23 protein-coding genes are annotated in these 26,520 nt (G+C 60.8%); all 23 read right to left on the minus strand.

Translation table 11 applies throughout. From position 1 onward, the window contains the following. Positions 1-2 precede the first annotated feature (2 nt). The 23 genes from GTP58_RS21085 to glpK all read right to left on the minus strand — a co-directional run bounded on the left by GTP58_RS21085 (position 3) and on the right by glpK (position 26,461). Positions 3-1,271, minus strand: a complete 1,269-nt coding sequence (locus GTP58_RS21085; RefSeq protein ID WP_161079116.1) for an HlyD family secretion protein — start codon at positions 1,269-1,271, stop codon at positions 3-5. Next, positions 1,268-2,329 (minus strand): RimK family alpha-L-glutamate ligase, encoded by a 1,062-nt coding sequence (locus tag GTP58_RS21090; protein ID WP_161079117.1) that lies wholly within the window; start codon positions 2,327-2,329, stop codon positions 1,268-1,270. Before GTP58_RS21090 ends, GTP58_RS21085 begins: the two co-directional genes overlap by 4 nt. A gap of 68 nt (positions 2,330-2,397) precedes the next feature. Further along, complete coding sequence (locus GTP58_RS21095; RefSeq protein ID WP_161079118.1) at positions 2,398-2,565, minus strand: hypothetical protein; 168 nt, start codon at positions 2,563-2,565, stop codon at positions 2,398-2,400. Positions 2,566-2,889: 324 nt separating this feature from the next. Further along, positions 2,890-3,393 carry a peroxiredoxin gene (locus tag GTP58_RS21100; RefSeq protein ID WP_161079119.1) on the minus strand — a complete coding sequence of 168 codons (504 nt, stop codon included), beginning with the start codon at positions 3,391-3,393 and terminating at the stop codon, positions 2,890-2,892. 80 nt (positions 3,394-3,473) lie between these two features. Beyond that, positions 3,474-4,700, minus strand: coding sequence for a cell division protein FtsZ (ftsZ, locus tag GTP58_RS21105; RefSeq protein ID WP_072785233.1), 1,227 nt, complete (start codon positions 4,698-4,700; stop codon positions 3,474-3,476). 114 nt (positions 4,701-4,814) lie between these two features. Further along, a complete protein-coding gene (gene ftsA / locus GTP58_RS21110) occupies positions 4,815-6,047 on the minus strand; it encodes a cell division protein FtsA (protein WP_072785234.1) in 1,233 nt (410 codons plus the stop codon). Positions 6,048-6,060: 13 nt separating this feature from the next. Next, the gene (locus GTP58_RS21115) at positions 6,061-6,879 is read right to left on the minus strand and encodes a cell division protein FtsQ/DivIB (protein WP_072785235.1); all 819 of its coding nucleotides are present in this window, start codon (positions 6,877-6,879) and stop codon (positions 6,061-6,063) included. Positions 6,880-6,886: 7 nt separating this feature from the next. After that, positions 6,887-7,846, minus strand: coding sequence for a D-alanine--D-alanine ligase (locus tag GTP58_RS21120; protein WP_161079120.1), 960 nt, complete (start codon positions 7,844-7,846; stop codon positions 6,887-6,889). 3 nt (positions 7,847-7,849) lie between these two features. Further along, entirely contained in the window at positions 7,850-9,241 is a 1,392-nt protein-coding gene (gene murC / locus GTP58_RS21125) for a UDP-N-acetylmuramate--L-alanine ligase (RefSeq protein WP_072785238.1), read from the minus strand. Further along, the gene (gene murG / locus GTP58_RS21130; protein WP_161079121.1) at positions 9,238-10,317 is read right to left on the minus strand and encodes an undecaprenyldiphospho-muramoylpentapeptide beta-N-acetylglucosaminyltransferase; all 1,080 of its coding nucleotides are present in this window, start codon (positions 10,315-10,317) and stop codon (positions 9,238-9,240) included. The genes murC and murG overlap by 4 nt, the downstream gene beginning before the upstream one ends. Further along, positions 10,314-11,534 (minus strand): putative lipid II flippase FtsW, encoded by a 1,221-nt coding sequence (gene ftsW, locus GTP58_RS21135; protein WP_072785242.1) that lies wholly within the window; start codon positions 11,532-11,534, stop codon positions 10,314-10,316. Before ftsW ends, murG begins: the two co-directional genes overlap by 4 nt. Next, complete coding sequence (murD, locus tag GTP58_RS21140) at positions 11,535-13,118, minus strand: UDP-N-acetylmuramoyl-L-alanine--D-glutamate ligase (protein ID WP_161079122.1); 1,584 nt, start codon at positions 13,116-13,118, stop codon at positions 11,535-11,537. Continuing rightward, the gene (gene mraY, locus GTP58_RS21145; protein ID WP_072785246.1) at positions 13,118-14,287 is read right to left on the minus strand and encodes a phospho-N-acetylmuramoyl-pentapeptide-transferase; all 1,170 of its coding nucleotides are present in this window, start codon (positions 14,285-14,287) and stop codon (positions 13,118-13,120) included. The genes murD and mraY overlap by 1 nt, the downstream gene beginning before the upstream one ends. A 2-nt stretch (positions 14,288-14,289) precedes the next feature. Further along, positions 14,290-15,687, minus strand: a complete 1,398-nt coding sequence (murF, locus tag GTP58_RS21150) for a UDP-N-acetylmuramoyl-tripeptide--D-alanyl-D-alanine ligase (RefSeq protein WP_161079123.1) — start codon at positions 15,685-15,687, stop codon at positions 14,290-14,292. Beyond that, positions 15,687-17,255 carry a UDP-N-acetylmuramoyl-L-alanyl-D-glutamate--2,6-diaminopimelate ligase gene (locus GTP58_RS21155; RefSeq protein ID WP_161079124.1) on the minus strand — a complete coding sequence of 523 codons (1,569 nt, stop codon included), beginning with the start codon at positions 17,253-17,255 and terminating at the stop codon, positions 15,687-15,689. Before GTP58_RS21155 ends, murF begins: the two co-directional genes overlap by 1 nt. Next, complete coding sequence (locus GTP58_RS21160) at positions 17,252-19,027, minus strand: penicillin-binding protein 2 (protein WP_161079125.1); 1,776 nt, start codon at positions 19,025-19,027, stop codon at positions 17,252-17,254. Before GTP58_RS21160 ends, GTP58_RS21155 begins: the two co-directional genes overlap by 4 nt. Then, positions 19,024-19,299 (minus strand): cell division protein FtsL, encoded by a 276-nt coding sequence (gene ftsL / locus GTP58_RS21165; RefSeq protein ID WP_161079126.1) that lies wholly within the window; start codon positions 19,297-19,299, stop codon positions 19,024-19,026. Before ftsL ends, GTP58_RS21160 begins: the two co-directional genes overlap by 4 nt. Then, complete coding sequence (rsmH, locus tag GTP58_RS21170; RefSeq protein WP_161079127.1) at positions 19,296-20,258, minus strand: 16S rRNA (cytosine(1402)-N(4))-methyltransferase RsmH; 963 nt, start codon at positions 20,256-20,258, stop codon at positions 19,296-19,298. The genes ftsL and rsmH overlap by 4 nt, the downstream gene beginning before the upstream one ends. 12 nt (positions 20,259-20,270) lie before the next feature. Continuing rightward, on the minus strand, positions 20,271-20,699 hold the full coding sequence (mraZ, locus tag GTP58_RS21175) for a division/cell wall cluster transcriptional repressor MraZ (RefSeq protein ID WP_161079128.1): 429 nt from the start codon (positions 20,697-20,699) through the stop codon (positions 20,271-20,273). A 599-nt stretch (positions 20,700-21,298) separates the two neighbouring features. Continuing rightward, a complete protein-coding gene (locus tag GTP58_RS21180) occupies positions 21,299-23,545 on the minus strand; it encodes a M9 family metallopeptidase (protein ID WP_161079129.1) in 2,247 nt (748 codons plus the stop codon). A 182-nt stretch (positions 23,546-23,727) separates the two neighbouring features. Then, entirely contained in the window at positions 23,728-24,483 is a 756-nt protein-coding gene (locus tag GTP58_RS21185; protein WP_161079130.1) for an AraC family transcriptional regulator, read from the minus strand. Between the two features lie 47 nt (positions 24,484-24,530). Next, positions 24,531-24,977 carry a DUF4262 domain-containing protein gene (locus GTP58_RS21190; RefSeq protein ID WP_161079131.1) on the minus strand — a complete coding sequence of 149 codons (447 nt, stop codon included), beginning with the start codon at positions 24,975-24,977 and terminating at the stop codon, positions 24,531-24,533. Next, entirely contained in the window at positions 24,977-26,461 is a 1,485-nt protein-coding gene (gene glpK / locus GTP58_RS21195; RefSeq protein WP_161079132.1) for a glycerol kinase GlpK, read from the minus strand. The genes GTP58_RS21190 and glpK overlap by 1 nt, the downstream gene beginning before the upstream one ends. Positions 26,462-26,520 lie beyond the last annotated feature (59 nt).

Below are 26,520 nucleotides of genomic sequence, written 5' to 3' on the forward strand. Positions count from 1 at the left end.
GGTCATCCTTTTGCTTGCAATTCATAGAGCGGGCGGAAAATCCAGCGCAGCAGGCTCAAACGCTCATGCAAAAATTCCGCTTCAATCTGCATGCCGGTGCGGAAGGGATAGGTCTTCCCCGCCAACAGCAGTTGCGTTCCCGGCAAGGCCACGCGCACACGGAACAGACCGTCATTCTTCGCCACCGGAATATTGTTGGGCGTGACTTCGTCGGCAATCTCCTGCAACGACATGGCGACATTCGATACCTCCAGCACAGTGCCGCTCAGGCTGCCGAACTGCAGGTAGGGAAAGGCCGCTATCCGCAGGCGCACCGCATCGTTGGGCCGGACATGGGCGATGGCCTTGCTCGGCAAATACACCACCGCCTCGTAGCGCGCGCCGTCAGGCAAGATGGTCAGCAGCACCTGCTTGTCGATACGCTGGCCAGGTTCGATCAGCACGCTGGCCACCGTTCCCGCGCCCGGCGCCGTCACCAGGCTTTCCTTGGCCAGCGACATGGTGACGCGCTCCTGTTCCAGCGCCAGTTGCTGGCGTTCAAACTGCTCCAGCACATTGGTCTTCTTGCTGCGCAGCGTGACTGCATCGTGCTCGGCGCCCGCCAGTGAACGGCGCAGTGTCAGCTGCTCGCGCCGCATGCTCTGCAACCTGGCTTTTTGTTCAAGCACGAGCTCATATTTCAACTGCAAGGCGGAGGACGAGATATACCCCTGGGCCTGCGCCTCCACATGCTTTTGATACTGCTGCCCTGCCACGGCAAACCGCTCTTCCTGAATCGCCAATTCCACCTCGCTTTGCCGGATTTCAGCAGCCAGGCTGGCCACGATGCCGGCATTGTTGTCCATGTCGCGCTCCAGTGCGCGCGTGGTGTTGCCCTGCTCTGCCGCCAGGCTGCCCGCGCGCGCGGCAATACTCTGCAGTCCCTCTGCCAGCGCGCCCACCCGGCCACCGCTATACAGCATCTCGCTGGACACCGTGTACAGCACCTGGCCGGCACGCACCTGCTGGCCGGCCTGGACACTACGGCGCAGCACAATGCCGCTATTGGGACTCTGTACTTTCAGCAGTCCCATGCTGGGTGCAATGATGCCGAAGGCTGTCACGCGTGCCGCGTATTGGCTTAAGCCCAGAAACAGTATCAAACCGACCGCGCAGGCACAGGCCAGGCCGGCCAGCAGCTTTAGCGACAAGGGCTGCATGATAAAGACGGCGCCCAACGGCGAAGTCTGTTTCGCCGCCAGCACTTCTTCGCGGAACAGGCCCTGCTTCATGGCAGCGCGGCCATGACTTGGCGATAGTGCTCGGAGCGGTAAAAATCGGCCAGTTTCAGGGGAGCGTGCTGGGCTGGCGCCGCGCTGCCCAGCACGAAGTGGCAGAAATGCTCCAGCATGGCCAGCGCCGGCATGGCATCTTCCTTCCACAGGAATTGCCCCATCTTGTTCACTTCAAGGAATATAAAATCGCCTTTCTTATCAACGATCATATCAATGCAGCCAAAAACAATATCCAGCTCGCGGCATAGACGTACGCAGCGCTGTTCCAGTGCGCTATCTAGCTCGTAAGGCAACAGATTGGTTTGTCCGCGTCCCCCCTCGCAGCGCCAGTCTATCGTCGGGCCATCCCGCTGGCTGTCAATCGCCGCAGCAATGACTTTTTCGCCCATCACGGTGATGCGTAATTCGATAGTCTTTTCAATTAATTCCTGATAGATTGCCGGGCAACCTTCGATAGGGTAACGGCTTTCAAAATGCACGGACGTGACACGTGAGGTTCTGGCGACGGTTTTTGATCCGTCAGGATTATCCCAATCCCATAGATAAAATGCTTTGACAATCACATTTTTATTATGTTTCCGGAAGAATTCCCGTATTTCGTTATAATCATTTCCAATCAAGGTTTCTGGTATTTTAAAACCTATTTTTTTTGCGACAACCAGCTGCTCGATTTTATTGCCGGCGCGCAGATCAGAGGCCTGGTCATTAATCCATGCGGTTTTACCGTGCGCCAAGGTCGGCAAGATACTCTGAAGATAGTCCTCGGATTCCGACTTGATAGCCTCCAGATCATCTGGATGCGCGCCCTTCCTGGCTTGTGGCATACCTTTGCGGCGTACCCAGATCACATCGAAGGGGCCGGCAACCGGCCCAGCCACTGATTCAAACCGGGCACTGGCCTTGGTGTGGTTACCAATCTGAAACGTCGACACATTCTTTTCCGGAAAGTCAGCCCAGTACCACAGCACTGGCTGTGCTCCGCGCTGGCGTAGGCCCCAGTACACAGCATGCGCATGGATATCGTTAAGCTGCGTAATAATTAAAATCTTTTTCATACCAGTACCAAAATCAAAGCCTGCCAGCTAAAACCCCATGCTTGCAGCACGGGGTCTAGCATTAAATATTACGTATCTTTGCAAACCACTTTGCCGCTGCTGTAATAGGTAGGAGGACCACTGGTACCCTCACAAGGAACGTCCTTGCCCTTGCCGGCACCGGCTACTTTTTCCAGCTCTTCTTTACTGATTTCCTGGCCAACCACCTTGGCCATAATGCGTTGAACAATTTCCATTTTAAGTCCTAGTATATTTAAGCTTTGTTATTACCCGCGTTATAGCTAAAAAAACGCAGGCCGGAAATATCGATTAATACATCCGGCAACGCAGCTATTCTATTTGCAAGTAATTGATGAATTCTATAGAAATGTAACAAACCAGAGAAAATACGTATAATATTTAATTATTAACTAGAATAAAAAACGTATGACGACGCAGGCGGCATGCCAAGGCCGGAGCATCATGCGAGAAGGAATGCAGCGCTGACGTGGAGAACGCTGGCGAAAATGAAAAACGGCGCCGCAGCGCCGTTTATTGACATCGATAAAGCAGTAGGGTGATCAGGCTTGGCTCAGCAGGGTTTCTGCGTTCGATACTTCGAACTTGCCACCCTGTTCGATATTGAGCTGGGTGACCACACCGTCTTCCACCAGCAGCGAGTAGCGCTGCGAGCGGGTGCCCATGCCGAATTTGCTGAAGTCGGCGTCCAGGCCCAGCGCTTTCGAGTAAGCGGCGTTACCGTCGGCCATCATGCGTACAGTGCCGGTGGCTTTCTGGTCGCGGCCCCATGCGCCCATGACGAAAGCATCGTTGACCGAGATGCACCAGATCTCATCCACGCCCTTGGCTTTGAGCTCGGCGGCGTGCTTGACGTAACCCGGCACGTGCTGTGCCGAGCAGGTCGGGGTGTAGGCGCCTGGCAGACCGAAGATCGCGATCTTCTTGCCCTTGACCAGGTCTTGTACATTGAAGGTGTTCGGGCCGAGCGAACAGCCTTCGGTTTCGGTTTCGATGAATTCGGACAGGGTGCCTTCTGGCAGTTTATCGCCAATCTTGATGGTCATGGATGACTCCTTTTATATGTTGAATGTAAAAAGCCGCACCGAGGTGCGGCTTTTTCCCCGGATAGAACCGGCAGTATGCCTTAATCGGCCTGTTTGCGCAGGAAAGCAGGAATGTCGTAGGTTTCCATGCCGTTCTTTTCCATTGCGCGCACCTGCTCGGAAGCCGATTCGCGGCGCCATACGGCCGGGGCTTTCATGCCGTCGAACGCTGGCGATGCGCCGCCGCCCATGCCGCCGGCCGCGCCCATCGACAGGCCTTGCGCCGCCGCCGCGCCACCCATGGCAGCCGATGGCATCATCGGGCTGTTGTGGGTGCCGGTACGCAGCATCTGCTGAGGTACCAGCTGCACGTGTTTCTTGGCTTTGCCCAGACCCGTGGCCACCACGGTCACGCGGATGCTGTCGCCCATCTCGTCGTCGTAAGCGATACCTTGTGCGATCGAGGCGTCCGGCGCGGCAAACGCGCGCACCGCCGCCATGACTTCCTTGATCTCCTTACCTTTCAGGCCACGCGATGCGGTGACGTTCACCAGCACGCCGCGTGCGCCCGACAGGTCAACGCCATCCAGCAGCGGCGATGCCACGGCCTGCTCGGCAGCGATGCGCGCGCGGTCCACGCCAGCAGCGGTGGCGGTCCCCATCATCGCCTTGCCCTGCTCGCCCATGATGGTCTTGACGTCGTTGAAGTCGACGTTGATGTGGCCCGGCACGTTGATGATCTCGGCGATACCGGCCACCGCGTTGTTGAGCACATCGTCAGCGTGTTGCAGCCATTCGATCAGCGATTCGTCTTCGTAGATCTCTTCCAGCTTCTCGTTCAGAATCACGATCAGCGAGTCGACGTTGGCCGACAGCTGTTCCAGGCCTTCGTCGGCGATGTCCATGCACTTCTGGCCTTCGTGCGAGAACGGCTTCGATACCACTGCCACGGTCAGCGCGCCCAGCGACTTGGCGACTTCCGCCACGATAGGGGCGGCGCCGGTGCCGGTGCCGCCGCCCATGCCGGCAGCGATGAAGACCATGTGCGCGCCGCGCAGCGAGTCTTCGATGCGCTGGCGCGATTCTTCCGCCAGCTTGCGGCCGACGTCAGGTTTCATGCCTGCGCCCAGACCGGTCTCGCCGATCTGGATGATGTTGTCGGCCTTGGAGGTCGACAGCGCCTGCGCGTCGGTATTGGCGGCGATGAACTCGACGCCGGACATACCTTTGTTGATCATGTGTTGTACCGCATTGCCACCCGCACCGCCGACCCCAACGACCTTGATGACAGTACCCAAAGCTGCGTTATCGACCATATCGAACTCCATGATGTGACTCCTATCAGAATGCGGTTTTCAAGCGCCAGTCCTCATAATTGTAGGAGAACTGGAGATTGAAAACTGCGGTTTAATATAAAAATTTGTGTTAGTTAGAGACAGGCCTCAGAAATTCCCGAGGAACCATTCCTTCATACGCTGCCAGACTGCTTTTACCGATCCATCCTGCCGCGTGACGATGTGGCCACGCAGGTACTGCTTTTTCGCTTCCAACAACAGGCCCAGTACGGTCGCGTAGCGCGGGCTGCGCACCACGTCTGCCAACTGGCCACGGTAATCCGGCGTGCCCAGACGCGCCGGCTTGAGGAATATGTCTTCCGCCATCTCCACCATGCCCGGCATGATCGAGGTGCCGCCGGTCAGCACGATGCCCGAGGACAGCACGCCTTCGTAGCCCGACTCGCGCACCACCTGGTGCACCATCGCGAACAGCTCTTCCACGCGCGGCTCGATCACCGCCGCCAGCGCCTGACGCGACAGGTTGCGCGGACCACGGTCGCCCAGTCCCGGCACTTCCAGCGATTCGCCCGGATCAGCCAGCACCTGCTTGGCCACGCCGTAGCGGATCTTGATCTCTTCCGCTTCCGTGGTCGGCGTACGCAACGCCATGGCGATGTCGTTGGTGATCTGGTCACCGGCAATTGGAATCACTGCGGTGTGACGGATCGCGCCGTCCGAGAACACGGCCACGTCGGTGGTGCCGCCGCCAATATCGATCAGCACCACGCCCAGTTCTTTTTCATCGCGGGTCAGTACCGCATCGGCCGAGGCCATCGGCTGCAGGATCAGGTCCGATACTTCCAGGCCACAGCGGCGCACGCACTTGACGATGTTCTGCACCGCCGACACGGCGCCGGTGACGATGTGCACTTTCACTTCCAGCCGGATGCCGCTCATGCCGATCGGCTCACGCACATCTTCCTGGCTGTCGACGATGAATTCTTGCGGTACCGTATGCAGCAATTGCTGGTCGGTCGGAATGTTAACCGCCTTTGCCGTTTCAATGACGCGCGCTACGTCGGTCGCCGTCACTTCCTTGTCCTTGATCGCCACCATGCCGCTGGAATTGAAGCTGCGGATATGGCTGCCCGCGATACCCGCGTACACGTTGCGGATCTTGCAGTCGGCCATCAGCTCGGCTTCTTCCAGCGCGCGCTGAATCGATTCCACGGTCGCTTCGATGTTGACCACCACACCTTTTTTCAGGCCGCGCGATTCATGCTGGCCCAGGCCAATTACTTCGTGGCGTCCATCGCCCATCACCTCGGCCACCACGGCCACCACCTTCGAGGTACCGATATCGAGGCCGACGATCAGGTTTTTAGCGTCTTTTGTCATTTCTCTTTGCCTGCTATGTGTGCTTTGTATCCGGTTTTTTGGCCGTAGGTTTCTTGATGAGTGATTTGGGTTTTGCGCCTTCCACGGGCATCTTCAGCCCCTGTGCGCTCAACGCCAAACCGTTCTGGTACCGCATGTCTATCGTGTCAATATTCGGCAGGTGTTCCACCAGTTGCGGATAAATCCCGATCAGGCGGTCCACCCTCTCCTTCAACGTCGCGCTGGTCTGTTCCCGGCCCAGCGCCACGCTCATGCCATTATTCAGTTTCACCGTCCACGCGTACCGGCTTGAAAGCGATAACGTTTGCGGCACCAGCTGGAGCGGCGCAAACCATTTCCGCAACTCGTCGTAACGCGACAATACTTCCTTCTCGCTGCCATCCGGCCCTTCAAACTCCGGCAGCGCATGATCCTCTTCCGCTTCGGCCAGATTGGCGGTAAACACATCGCCCTTGGTCGACAACAGCCTGCCGTCCTCGCCCCAGGTGCCGAGCGCTTCATGCTCCTCCAGCGCCACAATCAACTGGTCCGGCCATTCGCGGCGTACCGTGGCGCGGCGTACCCAGGGCACCGACTCAAACGCCTGGCGTACTGCATCCAGGTTGGTGGTGAAGAAGTTGCCCTTGATCCGGCCCAGCGCGTTGTTACGCAGCGTCAGGTGATTCACATGCTTCAGTTCTTCGTTATTGCTAATCGTCTCAATCCGAATGGTGCGCAGGTTGAACATCGGCCGCTGCGACACCCACCACACGCCGGACGCGATGCATGCCAGTATCGTCAGCGCGAACAGTCCGCTGGCGGTAGCATTCAAAGCCCTCACGTCATGCCACATCGACCACTCAACCCTTCATTTTCAAACGTGCAGTGCGCAGGATTTCCACGCACAGGTCTTCATAACTGATGCCTTCCGCGCGCGCCGCCATCGGCACCAGCGAGTGGCTGGTCATGCCTGGCGAGGTGTTCACCTCGAGCAGGAACGGCTTCTGGTCGGTTTCGCGCAGCAGCACGTCAACCCGGCCCCAGCCCTCGCAACCCAGTGCACGGTAAGCCTGCACGGCGATACGCTGCATCTCCGCGGCCAGCGCATCCGGCAGCGCGGCTGGGCAGTGATACTTGGTGTCGTCCGTGAAGTACTTGTTCTGATAGTCGTAATTGCCTTCCGGCGCGACGATTTCCACCACAGGCAATGCGCGCGCGGTGGCGCCGCCGCCCAGGATCGCCACCGTGAATTCACGGCCGGTGACAAATTCTTCCGCCATCACCGAATCATCCAGCGCGGCGGCGATGTCGTAGGCAGCCTTGAAGCCAGTTGCCTCGCTGACCTTGGTGATACCGATGGTCGAACCCTCATGCGGCGGCTTGACGATCAGCGGCAGGCCCAGATCGGCGGCGGTGGCCGCCAGATCCGATTGCGCATTCAGCACGGCGTAGCGAGGCGTTGGCAAACCTTGGTGCAGCCACACGATCTTGGTGGTGATCTTGTCCATGCCGACCGAACTGGCCATCACACCGCTGCCGGTGTAGGGAATGCCCAGCAGTTCCAGGGCGCCTTGCAGGCTGCCGTCTTCGCCGAAGCGGCCGTGCAGCGCGATAAACACGCGATCGAATTTTTCTGCCGCCAGTTCAGCCAGCGAACGCTGGCCCGGATCGAAGGGGTGAGCGTCAATGCCTTTGCTTTTCAGCGCAGCCAGCACACCGGCGCCGGACATATTGGATACTTCGCGCTCTGCCGAGCGGCCGCCAAACAGCACGCCGACCTTACCGAATGCTTTTGCGTCTTGTGGATTCAGTGTGCTCACGATTCAGACCTTTGGATAATTAGTCAGTTTGGCCGGGACGCCGCTGATCGAGCCTGCGCCCATGGTCATCACGACATCGCCGTCGCGTACCACGCCCATGATGGTCTCCGGCATGTCGCCGATGGCCTCAACAAAAATTGGTTCGGTCTTGCCGCGTGCGCGCACAGCATGCGCCAGCGAGCGGCCATCGGCGGCCACCACTGGCGTCTCGCCTGCGGCGTACACTTCGCCCAGCACCAGCACGTCCGGTGCGCCCAGCACCTTGACGAAATCTTCAAACAGGTCGCGGGTACGGCTGTAGCGGTGCGGCTGGAAAGCCAGCACCAGACGGCGGCCCGGATAAGCAGCGCGTGCGGCAGCCATGGTCACGTCCATTTCCAGCGGATGGTGGCCGAAGTCGTCCACCAGCGTGAAGGCCCCGCCGCCAGGAATCGCTACGTCGCCATACTTGGTGAAGCGGCGGCCGACACCTGCGAAGCCGGCCAGACCGGCTTGCGTGGCGCTGTCGGCGATGCCGATTTCGCGCGCGATCGCCACAGCGGAGCAGGCGTTCTGCACGTTATGCAGGCCTGGCTGGTTCAGTACCACGTCCAGGTCCGGGTAGCCCTCCTGCTTCACGGTGAAGTGCATTTCCACGCCAACGGCGCGCGCGTTCACGGCGCGCACTTCGGCGTCTTCTGCAAAACCGTAGGTCGTCACAGGCTTGGTCACTTGCGGCAGGATGGCACGCACGTGCGGGTCGTCGATGCACAGCATGGCGCGGCCGTAGAACGGCAGGCGGTGCGTGAAGTGGACGAAGGCCTGCTTGAGCTTCTCGAAATCGTGCTCGTAGGTTTCCATGTGATCGGCGTCGATGTTCGTAATGACTTCGATCATCGGCGTCAGATTCAGGAACGAGGCGTCCGACTCGTCCGCTTCGGCAACCAGATAGTCGCCGGTACCCAGCTTGGCGTTGGCGCCAGCCGCAGTCAGCCGGCCGCCGATGACGAAGGTCGGATCGAGACCGCCCTGTGCCAGCACCGACGCCACCAGGCTGGTGGTGGTGGTTTTACCGTGCGTGCCGGCGATGGCGATGCCGCGCTTCAGGCGCATCAACTCGCCCAGCATCACTGCGCGCGGGACGATAGGAATTTTACGGCTGCGGGCTGCGACCACTTCAGGATTGTCCTGCTGTACAGCGGTCGAGGTGACGACAGCATCGGCCTTGCCGATGTTTTCCGCCGCGTGGCCCTGATACACAATCGCTCCCATGCCGGCCAGGCGCTGGGTGACAATATTGCTGCCCAGGTCCGAGCCGGACACGGTGTAGCCCAGCGTGAGCAGCACTTCTGCAATGCCGCTCATACCGCTGCCGCCGATGCCGACGAAGTGTATGTTCTGTACTTTATGTTTCACAGCTTATCCAATGCTAATTGTTCCAATACCTGCGCGATGGCTTCATTCGAATCGCGCTTGCCGACTTCGCGCGCGGCGTTGGCCATGGCCAGGCACGATGCGCGGGTCAGCGTTTCCAGCAGCGTCGCAACGGATTGCGCGCTCAGTTCCGTTTGCGGCATATGAATCGCCGCCTTCTGCTTCGCCATCCATTGCGCGTTGTCGCGCTGGTGGCTGGTGGTCGATGCCATGAACGGCACCAGCACGCTGGCCACGCCGGCGGCCGTCAGTTCAGACACCGTGATCGCGCCGGCACGGCAGATCACCAGGTCGGCGGCGCTGTATGCCGCCGCCATGTCGTCGATGAAATCGACCACGTTGGCCGTCACACCGGCCTGCTGATACGCCGCACGCAGCGCATCGATATTCTTCTTGCCCGACTGGTGCGTCACTTGCGGACGCTGACCTTCAGGGATCAGCGCCAGCGCCGCAGGCAGGCTGTCGTTCAGCGCTTTCGCGCCCAGGCTGCCGCCCACCACCAGGATGCGCAACGGACCTTCGCGGCCTGCAAAGCGCTGGGCTGGCGACGGCAGGTCCAGAATCTCCTTGCGTACCGGATTGCCGGTGACGATAGCCTTGCTGGCCGCACTGCCAAAGTTGGCCGGAAAGCCGAAGCACACACGGCTTGCGACCGGCACCAGCGTTTTATTCGACAGCAGCAGGGCGGCATCGGCATTCACCAGCACCAGCGGCGTGCGGCGCAGACGCGCCATGAAGCCGCCAGGCACAGTCACATAACCGCCCATTCCCATCACCACGTCCGGCTTGCGGCGGCCAATAAAGCTGAAGCAGTCGGCAAACGCCTTCACCATCTTGAACGCACCAGACACCGTATGCTTCAGGCCTTTGCCGCGCATGCCGGTGAAGTCGATGCTGTCCATCGCGATGCCGTGTTTCGGCACCAGATCCTGTTCCATGCCGGCCGACGTACCCAGCCAGCTCACTTCCCAGCCGCGCGCGCGCATGGTTTGCGCAATCGCCAGGCCCGGGAAAATATGACCGCCCGTACCGGCCGCCATAATCATTAATCGTTTCATAGTCTGCCACCGCGCATCAGGACCCGGTTCTCGTAATCGATCCGGAGCAGGATCGCGAGTCCGATGCAGTTAATTACAACGCCCGTGCCGCCATAGCTCATCAGCGGCAGGGTCAAGCCCTTGGTTGGCAGTAAGCCCAGGTTCACACCCATATTGATAAAGGTCTGCACGCCGATCCAGATGCCGATGCCTTTGGCCGTCAGGCCGGCAAAGGTCTGGTCAATGGCGATGGCCTGGCGGCCGATGTCGAAGGCGCGCTTGATGATCCAGTAGAACAGCGCGATCACCACCAGCACACCGGCCAGGCCTAGTTCTTCGCCGATCACCGCCAGCAGGAAGTCGGTATGCGCTTCCGGCAGGTAGTGCAGTTTTTCCACGCTGCCGCCCAGGCCAACGCCAAAAATCTCGCCGCGCCCGAAAGCGATCAGCGAGTGGGTCAGCTGGTAAGCCTTGTTCAGCGCATTGTCTTCTTCCCACGGATTCAGGTAGGCGAAATAACGCTCGCGGCGGAATTTCGACAGCGCGATGATAGAGCCGAAGAGCAGCACCAGCACGGCGCCAATGCCGCCGAACCAGATCGCGTTGATCCCGCCCAGGAACAGGATGCCCATGGCGATGCAGACGATGACGCCGAAGGCGCCAAGGTCCGGCTCCAGCAGCAGCAACAGGCCGACGAAACCAACCGCGGCCGCCATCGGCATGAAGCCTTTGGTCAGCTTGTGCATGTATTCCTGTTTGCGCACGGTGTAATCGGCGGCGTACAGCACGGCCACGACTTTCATCAGTTCCGATGGCTGCACGTTGAATACCTTGAGCGACAACCAGCGGCGGCCACCGTTCACGACGACGCCGACGCCCGGAATCAGCACCAGCACCAGCAGCACCAGCGTGCCGATAAACAGGTACGGCGCGGCCTTCTGCAGGTCGGCGACGCGCACGCGGAAGACGAACAGCCCCACCAGCAGGGACACGGCAATGAACATCGCCTGGCGTTGCAGGAAGTAGGTGTTCTGCCAGCGGACGTAGTTGGCGAACTTGGGCGAATCCGGCAGCGAGATCGACGCCGAGTACACCATCACCATCCCGAGCAGCATCAGCAACAGCGTGACCCAGACCAGGGGCTGGTCGTACTCCATCATCTTCGACTGCCGCGCGCGGCTCTCCATCGGCGTTTCAGCCGACTTGGCGCCAAAGCGGAACGGCAGCTGCAAGGCCATTTAGATCTCCTGTCCAGCGTCGAGCGCGATATCGCGCACGGTGTCGATGAACACCTGGGCGCGATGCGCGTAGTTCTTGAACATGTCCATGCTGGCGCAGGCCGGGGACAGCAGCACGGCGTCGCCGGCTTGCGCCAGTTCGCTCGCGCGCTTGACCGCGTGCGGCAGGTCGGTGCCGCAGTCTTCCAGCGTGACGCCGGTGTTGGCCAGCGCGACGCGGATCTGCGGGGCGTCGCGGCCGATGAGCAGCACGGCGCGCGCATAGCGTCCGGTTGGCTCGGCCAATGGCGTGAAGTCCTGGCCCTTGCCATCGCCTCCCATGATGACCAGCAGGCGCTGGTTGTCGCCGGTGAAGGCTTTGCCCAGGCCACTCAGTGCGGCCACGGTGGCGCCGACGTTGGTGCCTTTGCTGTCGTCGTAGTATTCGACGTCATTGATGGCGCTGACCAGTTCAACGCGATGCGGCTGGCCGCGGTATTCGCGCAGGCCGTGCAGCAGTGGCGCCAGTGGCAGGTCGATGGCGCGGCACAGGGCCAGCGCGGCCAGTGCATTGGCGGCGTTGTGGATGCCACGAATTTGCAGCGCGTCCGCAGGCATCAGGTTTTTGACGATGCATTCCACCGGCGGTGGTGGCGGATCGTTCTTTTTGCGTTTCTTCGGCTCGCCCTCTTCTTCGGCCGGGATGGCGGTAGCCAGCCACAGGATGCCACGCTCGTTGTTCAGGCCAAGGTCGTCGCGCAACGTCGGCGCGTCGGTGCCGAAGGTGACGTTATTGCCGGTGGCACTGGCCATCCGCATGGTCGTTGCGTCCTCGCGGTTCAGGACGCGGACGGTGTTGGCGGCGAAGATGCGGTGCTTGGCGGCGGCGTAGGACGGCATGTCGCCGTGCCAGTCCAGGTGGTCCTGCGTGACGTTCAACACGGTCGCCGCGTCGGCTTCCAGCGTGAAGGTGGTCTGCAGTTGGAAGCTCGACAGCTCCAGTACCCAGACATCCGGCAGCGCAGCCGGCGCAGCAGCGGTGACTTCGGACACGGCGTCGTCGGGCTGCGCGGCATCGGTTGGCGCGGTGACCGGGCCGGCGGCGTCGAGGACTTCACGCAGCACGTCCAGCGCGGCCGGGCTGATATTACCGGCAACGCGCACGGTCTTGCCGGCGCGCTCGCACAACTGGCCTACCAGCGTGGTCACGGTGGTCTTGCCGTTGGTGCCAGTGATGGCGATGATCTTCGGCGTATAACCGCGCGCTTCTTTCAGCGATTCCAGCGCCTGCGCGAACAACTCAATCTCGCCCCATACCGGAATACCGGCGGCCATGGCGGCCGGATTGATCTCTGCCAGCTCACGGTTCGGCGCCAGGCCAGGGCTGACGGCCACAAAGTCCACGCCATCCAGCAGCGAAGCACCAAACGCACCGGCGATGAATTCCACGTCAGGCACGGCAGCACGCAACGCCGGCAGACGATCAGGAGCCTCACGCGTATCGGCCACGCGCACGCGCGCGCCGCTGCGGGCGAGCCACAGCGCCATCGCCAGGCCGGATTCCCCCAGCCCTAATACCAGCGCGTTTTTGCCTTCGTAAATCATCAGCGCAGCTTCAACGTCGAGAGTCCAACCAGTACCAGAATCATCGTCACAATCCAGAAGCGGACGACAACCTGGGTCTCTTTCCAGCCTTTTTGTTCAAAGTGATGGTGCAGTGGCGCCATCAGGAACACGCGACGGCCAGTGCCATAACGCTTCTTGGTGTACTTGAACCACGTCACCTGAATCATCACCGACACCGTCTCCGCAACGAAGATGCCGCCCATGATGAACAACACGATTTCCTGACGCACGATCACCGCGATGGTCCCCAGTGCGCCGCCCAGTGCCAGCGCGCCGACGTCGCCCATGAACACCTGCGCAGGATGGGTGTTAAACCACAGGAACGCCAGACCGGCACCAGCCAGCGCACCGCAGAAAATAATCAACTCGCCCGCGCCCGGAATATGCGGCAAGAACAGATACTTCGAATACGTCGAGCTACCAGTCAGGTAGGCAAACAGGCCCAGTGCCGAACCGACCATAATCGTCGGCATGATCGCCAGGCCATCCAGACCATCAGTAAAGTTAACCGCATTCGACGAGCCAACGATGACGCAATATGTCAGCGCGATGAAACCCCACACGCCCAGCGGATAGCTGATGGTCTTGAAGAACGGCACAATCAGGTCGGCCTTGGGCGGCAGATCCATCGAGAAGCCGGAGCGCACCCAGGCAAAGAACAGCTCAAACACCTGAGAAGTGCCCGGCGCGGATACCGAGAACGCCAGATACAGCGCCGCAGCGATGCCGACCAGCGACTGCCAGAAATACTTTTCGCGCGAACGCATGCCTTCCGGGTCCTGGTACACCACCTTGCGGTAATCATCCACCCAGCCTACCGCGCCAAAGCCCAGCGTGACGATCAGCACTGGCCAGATCAGGCGGTTCGACAGGTCGCACCACAGCAGCGTGGAAATCGCGATCGACAGCAGAATCAGCACACCGCCCATGGTTGGCGTGCCATGTTTTTTCAGGTGGGTCTGCGGACCATCGGTACGCACAGCCTGGCCATACTTCATGGCGGTCAGCTTGCGGATCACGAACGGGCCAGCCGCCAGGCCAATGAACAGCGCCGTCGCGGTGGCAAACACCGCGCGGAAGGTAATGAAGTTGAAGACGCGGAGTAATCCGACGTCCTGCTGGAAGAATTGTGCGAGCCAGAGCAGCATGATTAGTGACTTTCCTTGTTAGCTTGTTGCGACCCAATCAAATGCTGCACGACCCGCTCCATCTTCATGAAACGGGAGCCCTTGATTAATACAGTTGCATCAGGCGACACCGCTGCGTCAACCGCAGACAGCAGATCGCCAAAGTTTTCAAAATGACGAATGTTGGCGCCTTTGATGTGCGCGGCCAGTTCGCCTGTTACCAGCACCGCATCGATGCCTTTATCCTGCGCATACGCGCCAATCTCTTCGTGGAACTCACGGCCCTGCGTGCCAACTTCGCCCATGTCGCCCAGCACCAGCACGCGCGGGGCGGCAGCCTTGGCCAGCACGTCGATGGCAGCACGTACAGAATCCGGGTTTGCGTTATAGGTGTCGTCGATCACGACGGCGCCGTTGAACGCTGCTTTCTTCTGCAAACGGCCGCTGACCGGTGCAAACGTATCCAGTCCCAGCTTGATTTTTTCCAGCGATACGCCGGCAGCGTAGGTGCATGCCACTGCGGCCAGCGCGTTGCGTACGTTGTGCTCACCTGCGGCTTGCAGGCGCACGAAGAACTGCTGCGGATCCGCTTCGCTTTCGCAGATCGTGATGAACACTTCGCTGCCAAAATCATTGGCGCGGAAGGTGCAGCTCACTTCAGCATCCTTGGTCGTACCAAAGCGCAGCAAACGGCGGCCGGCGGACAACTCTTCCCAGACCGGTGTGAACTCGTCGCCATACGGGAAGACGGCCACGCCATCGGTCGGCAGCGCGGACAGCACCGAGCCATTCTCGCGCGCCACCGCTTCCACGGTATGCATGAACTCCTGGTGCTCGCGCTGGGCGTTGTTGACCATGGCGATATTGGCGCCAGCGATCAACGCTAGACGGCCGATTTCACCCGGATGGTTCATGCCCATTTCGATCACCGCGGCTTGCTGCCCAGCGTCCATGCGGAACAACGTGAGCGGCACACCAATTTCATTATTCAGATTGCCACGCGTCGCCAGACGGCCTTCGTCGCCATAGGCTGCCGACAGGATCGCGGAAATCATCTCCTTGACCGTGGTCTTGCCATTGCTGCCCGTGACGCCGATGACCGGCATCGTGAACTGCCTGCGCCAGTAGTTGGCGATCTGGCCCAGGGCCACCAGCGTATCCGGTACAACGATGGCAGGCAGGGTCCAGCCCTCCGGCACTTCTTCTACAACGACAGCGGCCACGCCCTTGCCTGCCACTTCGTTCAGGAAGTTGTGGGCGTCAAACACTTCGCCGCGCAAGGCGACGAACAAAGCACCTGCAGTGACGCTACGGCTGTCGGTCGAGACGCCGCTGAATACCAGGTCGAGCAACTGCGCGCCGGCGTTCACGAGACGTGCGCCGGTCAGAGAAGGCAGAATTTGTGCAACTGCTGCACGCATTAATTCGTCCTCATCATGGTTAAACGTGCCGACAACGCCAGCTGGGCGTGGTCAGCGTCGGAGAATGGCAGTTTCTTGCCTTTGATTTCCTGATACGGCTCGTGGCCCTTACCTGCCAGCAGAATCACGTCCGGCTTGGCGGCGTGCTTGATCGCCGACAGGATGGCGGCAGCGCGGTCGTCCAGCGCCTGCACCGTCGATGCCGGATTGTTCTGTTCCATGCCAGCCAAAATCTGCTCGATGATCGAGTGCGGATCTTCGCTGCGCGGATTGTCGCTGGTGACCAGCACGTGGTCCGCTGCTTGCGAGAGCTTGCCCATCTGCGGACGCTTGCCGGGATCGCGGTCGCCGCCGCAGCCGAACACGCACCACAGCTGGCCGCCGCGGTCATTCGCCACAGGGCGCAGCGCGGCCAGGGTTTTTTCCAGTGCATCCGGTGTATGGGCGTAGTCGATCACGATCAACGGAGCATCGTGGCCGCCAACTTGCTGCATGCGGCCAGGCGCCGATTCCAGCGCTTCGACTGCTTCGATCGCGGCGCGCAGGCCCAGGCCTTTTGCCAGCACCGCCCCCATTACGCCCAGTGCATTGCTGATGTTGAAGGCGCCGACCAGGTGCGTACGCACTTGTGCAATGCCCAGCGGGCACTCCAGATGGAATTCGGTGCCGCCACTGCGGCCGGCGCGCAGCTGGCTGGCGCGCAGCAGCGTCACGCCTTCGATGTCGGGACGCGCGGTGCTGTCGTGCAGCGTGTAGCCGATCAGCGGGAATTCGCCTGCCAGCGGCGCAGGCTTGGCTTTCAGGTGGTCGATGATGCGTACACCGGCAGGATCGTCCAGATTGACGACCGCCGTTTTCAGGCCTGGCCAGTCGAACAGTTTGAGCTTGGCCGCCTCGTAGGCTTCCATGGTGCCGTGATAATCCAGATGGTCGCGGGTCAGGTTGGTGAACAGCGCCACGTCGAAGTGCATGCCGGACAGGCGGCCTTGTTCCAGGCCGATGGACGACGCTTCAATCGCCAGCGACGCCGCGCCCTTCTCGCGCAGGTCCGCCAGCGAGCGCGCCAGCAGCACTGCATCCGGCGTGGTATAGCCGGTGACGTCGTATTCCACTTCGCCGCGTGGACGGAACACGCCAACGCCCAGCGTGCCGATGACGGCGGCTGGTTCGCCAGCACGCGACAGGGCCTGGCCCAACCAGACAGCGCTGGAGGTCTTGCCGTTGGTGCCCGTGACGGCGACGGTGAACATGGCGGCATCCGGCTGCGCATAGAAAGCATGGGCAATGTCGCCGGCATTCTTCTTCAGGTTCTCGACCGTCAGGTAAGGCACGGTCCACTTGTCGTTCCAGGTGAAGCCGGCGGGATCAAGCACGATCAGCGAGGCGCCCTGCTCGATGGCGCCATCAATAAAGTTACGCCCGTCGGCGGTTTCACCGGCGACGGGTGCAAAAGCAAAGAACACATCGCCCAGCTTGATGCGGCGCGAGTCCGAAGCCAGGTTCGCCGTTGGCGCCAGCTTGCGGATTGCGGCTGCAATAGCCAACGGGTCGAAAGTAGAAGTCGTCACATGTTCCCCTGTGCTGCAGATTCAGGAATGATGATATGGGTCAGGTCCGAGTCCGGCGCAATGTTCTTGGCGCGCAGTGCCTGCGCTGCCAGTGCCGAAAACACAGGACCTGCCACGTCGCCGCCGTAGGTCACCGGGCCGCCCGGCTCGTCGATCATGACGGCGATGATGAAACGCGGATCCGACATCGGCGCCATGCCGACGAAGTTGCCAATGTATTTGGTGTGCGAATAGCGGCCGCCGATAAACTTCTGCGCGGTACCGGTCTTGCCGCCCACGCGGTAGCCTGGCACCTGCGCCTTGACGGCAGAACCGCCAGGCAGCGTCACCATTTCCAGCATCTCACGCATCTCGGCTGCGGTTTTAGGACTGATGACCTGCGTTCCATGCGGCGCTTCATGCACCTTCTGAAACGACAGCGGAATAATGTCGCCATCACGCGCCAGCACCATATAGGCGCGTGCCAGCTGGATCAGCGATACCGAGATACCCTGGCCGAAACTCATGTTGGCGTGTTCGATCGGACGCCATGATTTGTAAGGACGCACGCGGCCTGCCACTGCCCCCGGGAAGCCCCACTTGGGCTGCTGGCCAAAACCGAGCTTGGTGAACATCTCCCACAGGTCCTGCGCCGGCATGCCGAAGGCGATCTTGGTGGTGCCGATATTGGACGATTTCTGGATGATGGTCTGCACGTCGATCATGTAGTGCGCGTGCGTGTCGTGGATCACACGGTCGCCAATGACCATCGAGCCATTACCCGTGTCGAACATGGTGTGCGGCGTGATTTTCTTGGCATCCAGCGCCATCGCAACCGGGAATGGCTTCATCGAAGATCCCGGCTCGAAGGTATCGGTCATCACGCGGTTACGCAGCTGTTCACCGGTCAGCTTGGAGCGGTCATTCGGGTTATAGCTCGGCCAGTTGGCCAGCGCCAGCACTTCGCCGGTGTGAACATCCAGCACCAGCGCGGCGCCAGCCTTGGCGCGGAATTTCTCAACCGCGTCCTTGATCTGGGTGAAAGCGATGTACTGGATCTTGCTATCGATCGACAGGGTGAGATCCTTGCCATCGTGCGGCTCGCGCACCGACTCGATATCTTCCACGATGCGGCCCAGGCGGTCCTTGATGACGCGGCGGCTGCCCGGCACACCTTGCAAGGTCTTCTGCTGCGCCAGTTCCATCGATTCCTGGCCCTGGTCTTCCACGTTGGTGAAGCCCACCACGTGGGTCGTCACTTCGCCCTGCGGATAGAAACGCTTGTATTCCTTGCGGGTCTGGATACCTTCGATGCCAAGCTTGGTGATTTGCTCGGCCACGTCCTGCTCCACCTGGCGTTTCAGGTAAACGAAGCTGCGGTCCGAATCCAGTTTCTTTTGCAGTTCGGCGTCGCTCATCTCAAGCAGCCTGGCCAGCTGTTTCAGCTTGGCCGGCGGAGCTTCCTGCACATCGTCAGGGATCGCCCAGATAGCTTTGACCGGCACCGACGACGCCAGCACCTGGCCATCGCGGTCGGTGATCTTGCCGCGCGTGGCCGGCAGTTCCAGCGTACGTGCGTAACGGATTTCACCCTGCTTCTGCAGGAACTGGGTCGACAGGCCTTGCAGCCACAATGCGCGGCCGGCCAGTGCGGCAAAGGCGGCAAACAATACAAACAGCACCACGCGCGAACGCCAGGTTGGCAGACGCACTGCCAGCACTGGGCTCTTGGAGAAGGCCACACCTTTGGAGGCGGCCACACGGGAGGTGTTCAGATTGCTGCCGCGGCTCATTTGGTGGCCTCTGGCGTCAGGTACTGCGTGCGCGCTGCGGTCAGCGGCGTCATGTTCAGGTCGCGGCGTGCGATTTCCTCGATACGGGCATGCTTGCCCAGCGTCGACTGATCCAGCTGCAGCTGCGCCCATTCGATATCCAGCTGGCGTGCCTGCGATTGCGCACGCTCCAGTTCAATGAACAGATGGCGGGCCTGATACTGCGCGTTAACCAGCGACAGGCCGCAAGCGACCAGCAGCAACGTCAGGACCAGGTTGACCTTATTGCTCACACGCCCTCCGGAACCGGCAGACGGCGGGCGACGCGCATCACCGCCGAACGGGCGCGCGGATTTTCGTCGACCTCGCGGTCGGACGGCTTCATTTTCGACAGCAGCTTGAGTTCCGGCTGCGGCAGGTCTACCGCGCGGATCGGCAAGCGGCGGTCCGGCTGCTCAACGTTGGCCTTGGACGCGAAGAAGCGCTTCACCATGCGGTCTTCCAGCGAATGGAAGCTGATGATCGCGATGATGGCGCCGGCAGCCAGACTGTCGTAAGCGTGGTTCAAACCGACTTCGAGGTCTTCAAGCTCTTTATTGATGAAAATCCGGATAGCCTGAAAGGTGCGGGTTGCCGGATCCTTGCCCTTTTCCCGAGTCTTGACCGCGCCTGCCACGATGCCGGCAAGCTGTCGTGTGGTTGAAATTGGCTCGACTGCCCTGCGAGCAACAATCGCCTTTGCAATCTGAAAAGCAAACCGTTCTTCCCCATATTCCTTTATCACCTTTTCCAGTGTCTGTTCGTTTTCAGTGGCGAGCCACTCCGCCGCCGACATGCCGCGTGTGGTATCCATACGCATGTCGAGCGGGCCGTCGTTACGGAAACTGAAGCCGCGCGCGGCATCGTCCACCTGCGGCGACGAGATGCCCAGATCGAGCAGGATGCCGTCGACCTGGTTCACGCCGCGTTCGGCCAGCGCTTCACGCATGGTGGCAAAGCTGTCGTGGACAATCGTGAAACGCGGGTCATTGATTTGTTCTGCAGTGGCGATGGCCTGCGGATCTTTATCGAAAGCGATTAAGCGGGCCTTAGGACCCAGCCTGGAAAGGATCAGACGCGAGTGGCCGCCACGGCCGAACGTGCCGTCGACGAACACGCCGTTGGCGCGCGCGCCATCCAGCGCCAGCGCATCCACCGCTTCGTCTAACAGCACCGTGCGATGCTGGAATTCAGGCACCGTTGTCGTGGTCATGATGGCGGGGCCTTAGAAAGAGAAATTAGCGAGTACATCGGGAGTGCCGGCTTCCATGGCCAGCGCTTCTTTTTCCGCCATCTTGGCGGCGTCCCAGATCTCGAAGTGGGAGCCCATGCCCATCATCATGACCTCTTTGTCCAGGCCGACGGCGGCGCGGAGTTCGGGCGAGATGAGGATGCGGCCGGCGGCGTCCATTTCCACGTCGGTCGCGTAACCGAGGAAAATGCGCTGCCAGGCGCGTGCTTGCATGGGCCAGCTGGAGATTTGTTGACGGTGTTGTTCCCACACAGGACGGGGGAACAGCATGACGCAGCCGTCGGGGTGGCGCGTCAGGGTGAGGCGGCCTTCGCACTGGATCGAGAGCGCGTCACGGTGCTTGGCAGGAATGGACATCCTGCCTTTGGCATCGAGATTGATTGCGGACGCGCCTTGAAACACGTGATTACCTTTTACCTCAGTTGGTTAGCGGAGCATGAAATGATGGCGATTTGCTTTTCATCTCCCCTGTCCGCTAAGTCAGGCAAAATTTCCCACAAAAAGACACTTTTTCACACAGATGCCCACTTTAGAGGAAGCAATAACAGTGGTCAAGCGCTTTCAGCCAATCGAAACACGGATTTTAGTAATGAAATTAAGGACTTAGCGCGATTCCTTGAAGCCAGCTAGAAATAAAATTACCTAATAAATTAAGTACTTATGTAAGGTTGTGAAGGTGCTACTTCATCTGTACCCATGTGTTTGAACGTGAAAATGCTTATATAAAAAAATTGAATGAAAAGCATAAAGTTGCAAACAGCCAACATTGCGGTATCAAATGAGCAACAGGGAAATGAGGGTGGAAAATGCGGGTATTAAGGAGGGGAAATGCCGGACGGCGCGCCAACAGCGCGCTCAGGCGGAATGCAGAACCTTCACAAAACAGCGGCAAGCCAGGACAAAATTTACTTCTCAGCAACGGGTGCAGCGCAAGTTGTATATACAAATTTTGCACTGCACCACGACTGCTTCAGCGCCATTATACGCGCTGCCGGACCGCCTTAATCGTACGTCGCGTACAGCGTCACGCCGCTGAATGGCTGGCGGGCCTGCAGCAGGATGTAGTACCAGCGGCCGCTGACCGGCGTGGTCAGGTTCACCGCTTCCGCGTTGCCGGCGGTGGCCGATGCCAGGTCATGCGAGGCGATGGTCGGGTAGCGGTCCAGCGCCACGTACAGGTCGACGTCGCCCGTGCCGCCCTTGGTGAACACCCGCACATTTTTCGCGCCGGCGGGCAGCATCAGATAGGCGTATGCCTGGCCTGACGACGCCAGGTTGCCAATGCCGCAGTTCTTGCCCAGGTAGGAAGTGGAGGAGCACGCCGGCAGAGCAGGATTCGGCATCGGCGGCTCGCCGGCCGTGGTAGCGCTGGCGACCCAGTCGGAAAACTCGGCGTCGTAACGGGTGCCGATCAGGCCCATGAAGTTCTGATAGCGATCGTAGTCGCCAACGCGGAAGTCGCCCAGCACCACGTCCACGTCGGCGCGGTGCTTCTCCATCATGAAGCGCGTGGCCATGTAACCCCAGCGATAGGCGCGGTTCACATAGTCAGCCATGCCGTAGGTGTTGCCGAAGATGTCGCTCAGGCGATAGGTGCCGGTTTTGGCCATGTCGATGGCAGCCTGGTTATCGTTTTTCAGCGACAGGTACTCGGCAATGCCCTCGATCCACCAGACGGTGGGCTTGGCGGTGGCGGCGGCAAAGTCGCCTTCCATGTCGAAGCGGCCGTCCAGGTAGTGGACATATTCATGCTCGAGGTTCCAGACCTGGAAGACGGGACGCAGCCACGATGCTTCATGCGCGATGAAGCGGGCCTGGTTGCCAGGCACGTCAGGCTCGCCTTCCAGATACATGCCGCCATTGTCGGTGCTGATATCGTAGATGACAGACGCGTACTTGCTGTAGTTGGCATAGTCGTCGAACACCACCAGCTCCAGCGAGGTATTGCCGTCGTTGGCGACCGGCGTGCGCTTGGTCTGCAGCATGTCGTGCACATAGTTCTCTTCGCGCGCCAGCTTGTCGCAGATTTCCTGCAGCTGGGCGGGCGTCATCTCCTGTGCGCGCACATGCAGCGTCGGGCTGCACGACTTGGAGTACTTGAGCACCGCGTCGGCCAGCTTGCTGGTGTAGTCGCAGGTGCCGTATTCCGCACAGCTGGCGTTGTCGTAGTATTTGACGGCACTGGCGGCGGCCAGCCATAAGCCGCTATCAGCGCCGGTCATGGTGCTGGTGGCCAGCATATTCTTGACCATCGGCTTGATGCTGTTTTTCAGCGCCGGATACTGCATGAAGCGGAATGCCTCATTGGTCGCATCGGTCAGCTGGTAGCCATAGTCGCCGCCCAGCAGCGCCGCCTTGTTGGCGGTGACGAAGTTGTTCAGCGCCGTCGCGTAGGACAGGTCATTCTGCAGCAGCGGCGTACCTTCCGGACGATAGTGAGCGTAAAAGATCACCGTCAGCGCCGAGGTGAAGCCGCCACTGGCGCTGGCGTCACGCAAGCCATTCACCGCGTTGGGTGCGTCCGGACGATTGGTGTAGCGCTGCACCAGCGCTTTCACGCTGGACAGGTAGTAAGGCTCGTCATGCATATTGGTGATCAGCCGGATCACCTCTCCCGCCGTGGTATAGCCGGTGGCGTTGGGCGCATACAGCTGGGTGCCATCCGCCAACTGCTTGATCGGTGCGCGCAGCGACATCTTGAGCGTCTGCGCAGGTTCCGGAATGGTGCCGCCGCTGGACAGGTAGTAGCCGGCGCGCAGATACAGCGCCAGGTTCACCAGCGCCAGATTGGTGGCGTTGTAATTGCCCGCTTCCTGCGTGAAGCGGCTGGCGATGGCGCTCCAGTTGCTGGCCGAGTACACGGTGGCGCCCTGGGCTGCGCTCAGCGAGAACAGGCCATACGTACACTCATAATCCGGCAGGTTGACCAGATAATCGGCCAGCGCCGCGCCGCTGTAGGACGCCAGCTTGTTCATGTCCTTGCATTCAGGCGTGGCCAGTTGTGCTTTCAGCCGGCTGCGCTGCTCCTTGGGCAGCAGGTCGTAGCGCGGCTTGGTGGTGGCCGGCAGCTTGAACTGCGACTGTTCCGCCGTCGGTGGCAAGCTTTGACGCTGGTGCGGCATGGGCGCCTGTTTCAGGCGTCCTTGCTGGTCTGCGGCGGGATCGGCGCTCTGGTCGGCGCGGGCGCCGAGCGACAGGCTGGTGGCCAGCAAAGCGGTAAAGTACAGGGTATTTCTCGACAAAGACATGTCTGCCTCTCCTTCAAGATAGGGGTGTTATTTGTGTTTTTATTTGCCGGCGAGCGGCAGGAAAAATACTATCTTGATAAGCTTGCCGAACGGGCCAGCGGCCCTGCGGAGACTGGCGGTTCGGTAGATTTAGAGGCAGGAGCTCGCGCAATCAGCACAGCCGCCGCACGAAAAAACGACATTCAGGGCCGCATTTCCCACAGCGCGGCGACCGAGGTCTCCGGCCTTGCATGATGGGAGGCGCGATACTGCACCGGCGTCATGCCGGTGAAAGACTTGAACTGGCGGCTGAAGGCGCTGTGGTCGGTGTAGCCGCACTCATTGGCGATATCGGCGATGCTGCGGTACTGGTCCGACTCGATCATCGCCAGCGCACCGCTCAGGCGCGATTGCAGCAGCAGCTGGCGCGGGCTGTAATGGAACACGCGCTGGAACAGGCGCTCCACGCGCGCCAGCGGCATGCCCGCGTCCTGCGCCAGATCATTCAGGGACAGGGATTCACGGTAATGGTCGCGGATATGCTGCGCAATGCTGGCGATCTTGCGGTACTCGGGATGCTGCGCGTCGGCCAGCCCCAGGTCATGCGACGTGCCGACCAGGCCAACGATGACGCCTGCCGCGTCGCGCAGCGGCGTCTTGTGGGTCAGGCACCAGCCGTGACAGCGGTTGGGATAAAGGTGCAGTTCAAGATGCTTCTTGATCGTGCTGCCGGCTTCAATGACCTCGCGGTCCTGCGCCATATAGGTCTGCGCAAGGTGGCGCGGGTGCACCTCCATCACGGTTTTGCCGACGATCTCCTGCTTCGTGCGCAGGCCGCAGCGCCGCACCAGTGTGCGGTTGGCCGCCAGATAGCGCCCTGCGCGATCCTTGACGAAAAACGCGACGTCGCTCAGCTCATCAAACAGGATTTCGATGGCCGCCAGTTCGACATTCTGCATCCCTGCCCCCATGCTCTTTTAGCAAGATAGGCAATCTTACCTTTAGCTCAGGCGTTCAGCAATGGCTGCCAGTTACGGAATCCGTCGCTGGCTTGCGGCTCCCATGGGAAGACGCCAGCGGTGCTCGGGAAGATGATCTGCCAGGCGCGGAAGTGCGGCCCCTTGTGCAGCCACAGCGCCCACCCCATGTACTCCTCATAGTGGCGCGGATCGACTTCGCCGATCACGCACTCGAAATCGCCACCCAGCAAATCGGCCACGCGCGCGCCCGGTGCGATGGCGCCGCCCTCCTTCATCTGACGATAGCACTCGTTGATGACCGGCTGCGCAACGTCGGCACCCAGTCCCACCACAATCAGCTCGGGCAGGCCCAATGATTTTTCGATACCGATCGAATAGGAAAACGGCGGCAGCTCGTCCTCCCCCATCACATTCAGAATATGCAGGCCATACGTTGCGATATTGGCCAACGCCTTTTGTTCGCTTTGATCCATCAGTCGGTCCAGGATTTGGAGCGCTCAACTGCACGCGCCCAGGTAGATAACAGGTCGGCGCGCTGATCGGCGCCCATGGCTGGTTCGAAGCGGCGGCCGCAGCGCCATTGCGCGGCGATTTCTTCCTGCGTGTCCCAGAAACCGACAGCCAGGCCGGCCAGGTAGGCAGCGCCCAGCGCAGTGGTTTCAGTCACCAGCGGCCGGACCACGGGAACGCCCAGCAGGTCGGCCTGGAACTGCATCAGCAGATCATTGCGGGCGGCGCCACCGTCGGCGCGCACTTCGGTCAGCGGGATCGATGCATCCTTCTGCATCGCCGTCATCAGCTCCGCGCTCTGGTAGGCGATGGCTTCCAGCGCAGCGCGGGCGATGTGGGCGCGCGTGCTGCCGCGGCTCAGGCCAAACAGCGAGCCGCGCGCGTAGGCATCCCAATGCGGGGCGCCGAGTCCGACAAAGGCCGGCACCATGAACACGCCGCCGCTATCCGGCACGCTGGCCGCCAGCTCCTCTACTTCCGCCGACGAGCGGATGATGCCCAAGCCATCGCGCAGCCACTGCACGGTGGCGCCGCCCATGAACACGCTGCCTTCGAGCAGATAGTCGGTCTCGCCATCCACGCGCCAGCCCACAGTGGTCAGCAGCCGGTTATGCGAGGCCACCGGATGGCGCCCCAGATGCATCAGCATGAAACATCCCGTACCATAGGTGTTCTTGACCATGCCCGGCTTGTGGCAAGCCTGGCCGAACGTAGCGGCCTGCTGGTCGCCAGCGATGCCGGCCACGGGAATCGCTGCGCCAAACAGGCCCGGATGCGTATTGCCCACTTCCTCGCTGGACGAGACGATCTGCGGCAGCACCGACTCCGGAATATCGAACAGGTGCAGCAGGTCGTAGTCCCAGCGCATCAGGTGGATGTTGAACAGCATGGTGCGTGAAGCGTTGCTGACGTCCGTCACATGCTGGCCGGTGAGTTTGTACACCAGCCAGCTGTCGACCGTGCCGAACGCCAGACCGCCATGCTTCGCCTTCGCGCGCGCGCCGGGCACATGGTCCAGCAGCCATTTCAGTTTGGAGGCGGAAAAGTAGGCATCCAGTTCCAGCCCGGAGATGTCGCTGATCTTTTTTGCCTTGCCGGCGGCGCGCAAGGCATCACACAGGTCGGCCGTGCGGCGGTCCTGCCAGACGATGGCTGGCGCCAGTGGTTCGCCCGTCTTTCGGTCCCAGATCAGCGTGGTCTCGCGCTGGTTGGTGACGCCGATGGCCAGCACCTGGTGCGCGTCGATCTGATTGTCGTGCAGGACCTTGCGGGCGACGGCGAGCTGGCTTTGCCAGATGTCGTTGGGGTCATGCTCGACCCAGCCGGATTGCGGGAAATGCTGCGGGAATTCTTGCGCCGCGCTGCCACAGATCTGACCCTGATGGTCGAACAGGATGGCGCGCGAACTTGTAGTGCCCTGATCCAGGGCCAATATGTATTTCTTCATCGGCAGTAGTCCCCAGCGCGGCGTGCGCCTGGGTCCGCGTCCGCCGCGAATACGTTGTT

Origin of the sequence: Duganella sp. CY15W (assembly GCF_009857555.1) — a bacterium.
In the GTDB taxonomy this organism is placed as follows: Bacteria; Pseudomonadota; Gammaproteobacteria; order Burkholderiales; family Burkholderiaceae_D; genus Rugamonas; species Rugamonas sacchari.

What these genes read in the sequence shown, in the direction of transcription:
- GTP58_RS21085 (WP_161079116.1), bottom strand. Translation starts at nt 1,271, where the DNA reads ATGAAGCAGGGCCTGTTCCGCGAAGAAGTGCTGGCGGCGAAACAGACT.
- GTP58_RS21090 (WP_161079117.1), bottom strand. Translation starts at nt 2,329, where the DNA reads ATGAAAAAGATTTTAATTATTACGCAGCTTAACGATATCCATGCGCAT.
- GTP58_RS21095 (WP_161079118.1), bottom strand. Translation starts at nt 2,565, where the DNA reads ATGGAAATTGTTCAACGCATTATGGCCAAGGTGGTTGGCCAGGAAATC.
- GTP58_RS21100 (WP_161079119.1), bottom strand. Translation starts at nt 3,393, where the DNA reads ATGACCATCAAGATTGGCGATAAACTGCCAGAAGGCACCCTGTCCGAA.
- ftsZ (WP_072785233.1), bottom strand. Translation starts at nt 4,700, where the DNA reads ATGGAGTTCGATATGGTCGATAACGCAGCTTTGGGTACTGTCATCAAG.
- ftsA (WP_072785234.1), bottom strand. Translation starts at nt 6,047, where the DNA reads ATGACAAAAGACGCTAAAAACCTGATCGTCGGCCTCGATATCGGTACC.
- GTP58_RS21115 (WP_072785235.1), bottom strand. Translation starts at nt 6,879, where the DNA reads ATGTGGCATGACGTGAGGGCTTTGAATGCTACCGCCAGCGGACTGTTC.
- murG (WP_161079121.1), bottom strand. Translation starts at nt 10,317, where the DNA reads ATGAAACGATTAATGATTATGGCGGCCGGTACGGGCGGTCATATTTTC.
- ftsW (WP_072785242.1), bottom strand. Translation starts at nt 11,534, where the DNA reads ATGGCCTTGCAGCTGCCGTTCCGCTTTGGCGCCAAGTCGGCTGAAACG.
- murD (WP_161079122.1), bottom strand. Translation starts at nt 13,118, where the DNA reads ATGATTTACGAAGGCAAAAACGCGCTGGTATTAGGGCTGGGGGAATCC.
- mraY (WP_072785246.1), bottom strand. Translation starts at nt 14,287, where the DNA reads ATGCTGCTCTGGCTCGCACAATTCTTCCAGCAGGACGTCGGATTACTC.
- murF (WP_161079123.1), bottom strand. Translation starts at nt 15,687, where the DNA reads ATGCGTGCAGCAGTTGCACAAATTCTGCCTTCTCTGACCGGCGCACGT.
- GTP58_RS21160 (WP_161079125.1), bottom strand. Translation starts at nt 19,027, where the DNA reads ATGAGCCGCGGCAGCAATCTGAACACCTCCCGTGTGGCCGCCTCCAAA.
- rsmH (WP_161079127.1), bottom strand. Translation starts at nt 20,258, where the DNA reads ATGACCACGACAACGGTGCCTGAATTCCAGCATCGCACGGTGCTGTTA.
- GTP58_RS21180 (WP_161079129.1), bottom strand. Translation starts at nt 23,545, where the DNA reads ATGTCTTTGTCGAGAAATACCCTGTACTTTACCGCTTTGCTGGCCACC.
- GTP58_RS21185 (WP_161079130.1), bottom strand. Translation starts at nt 24,483, where the DNA reads ATGCAGAATGTCGAACTGGCGGCCATCGAAATCCTGTTTGATGAGCTG.
- GTP58_RS21190 (WP_161079131.1), bottom strand. Translation starts at nt 24,977, where the DNA reads ATGGATCAAAGCGAACAAAAGGCGTTGGCCAATATCGCAACGTATGGC.
- glpK (WP_161079132.1), bottom strand. Translation starts at nt 26,461, where the DNA reads ATGAAGAAATACATATTGGCCCTGGATCAGGGCACTACAAGTTCGCGC.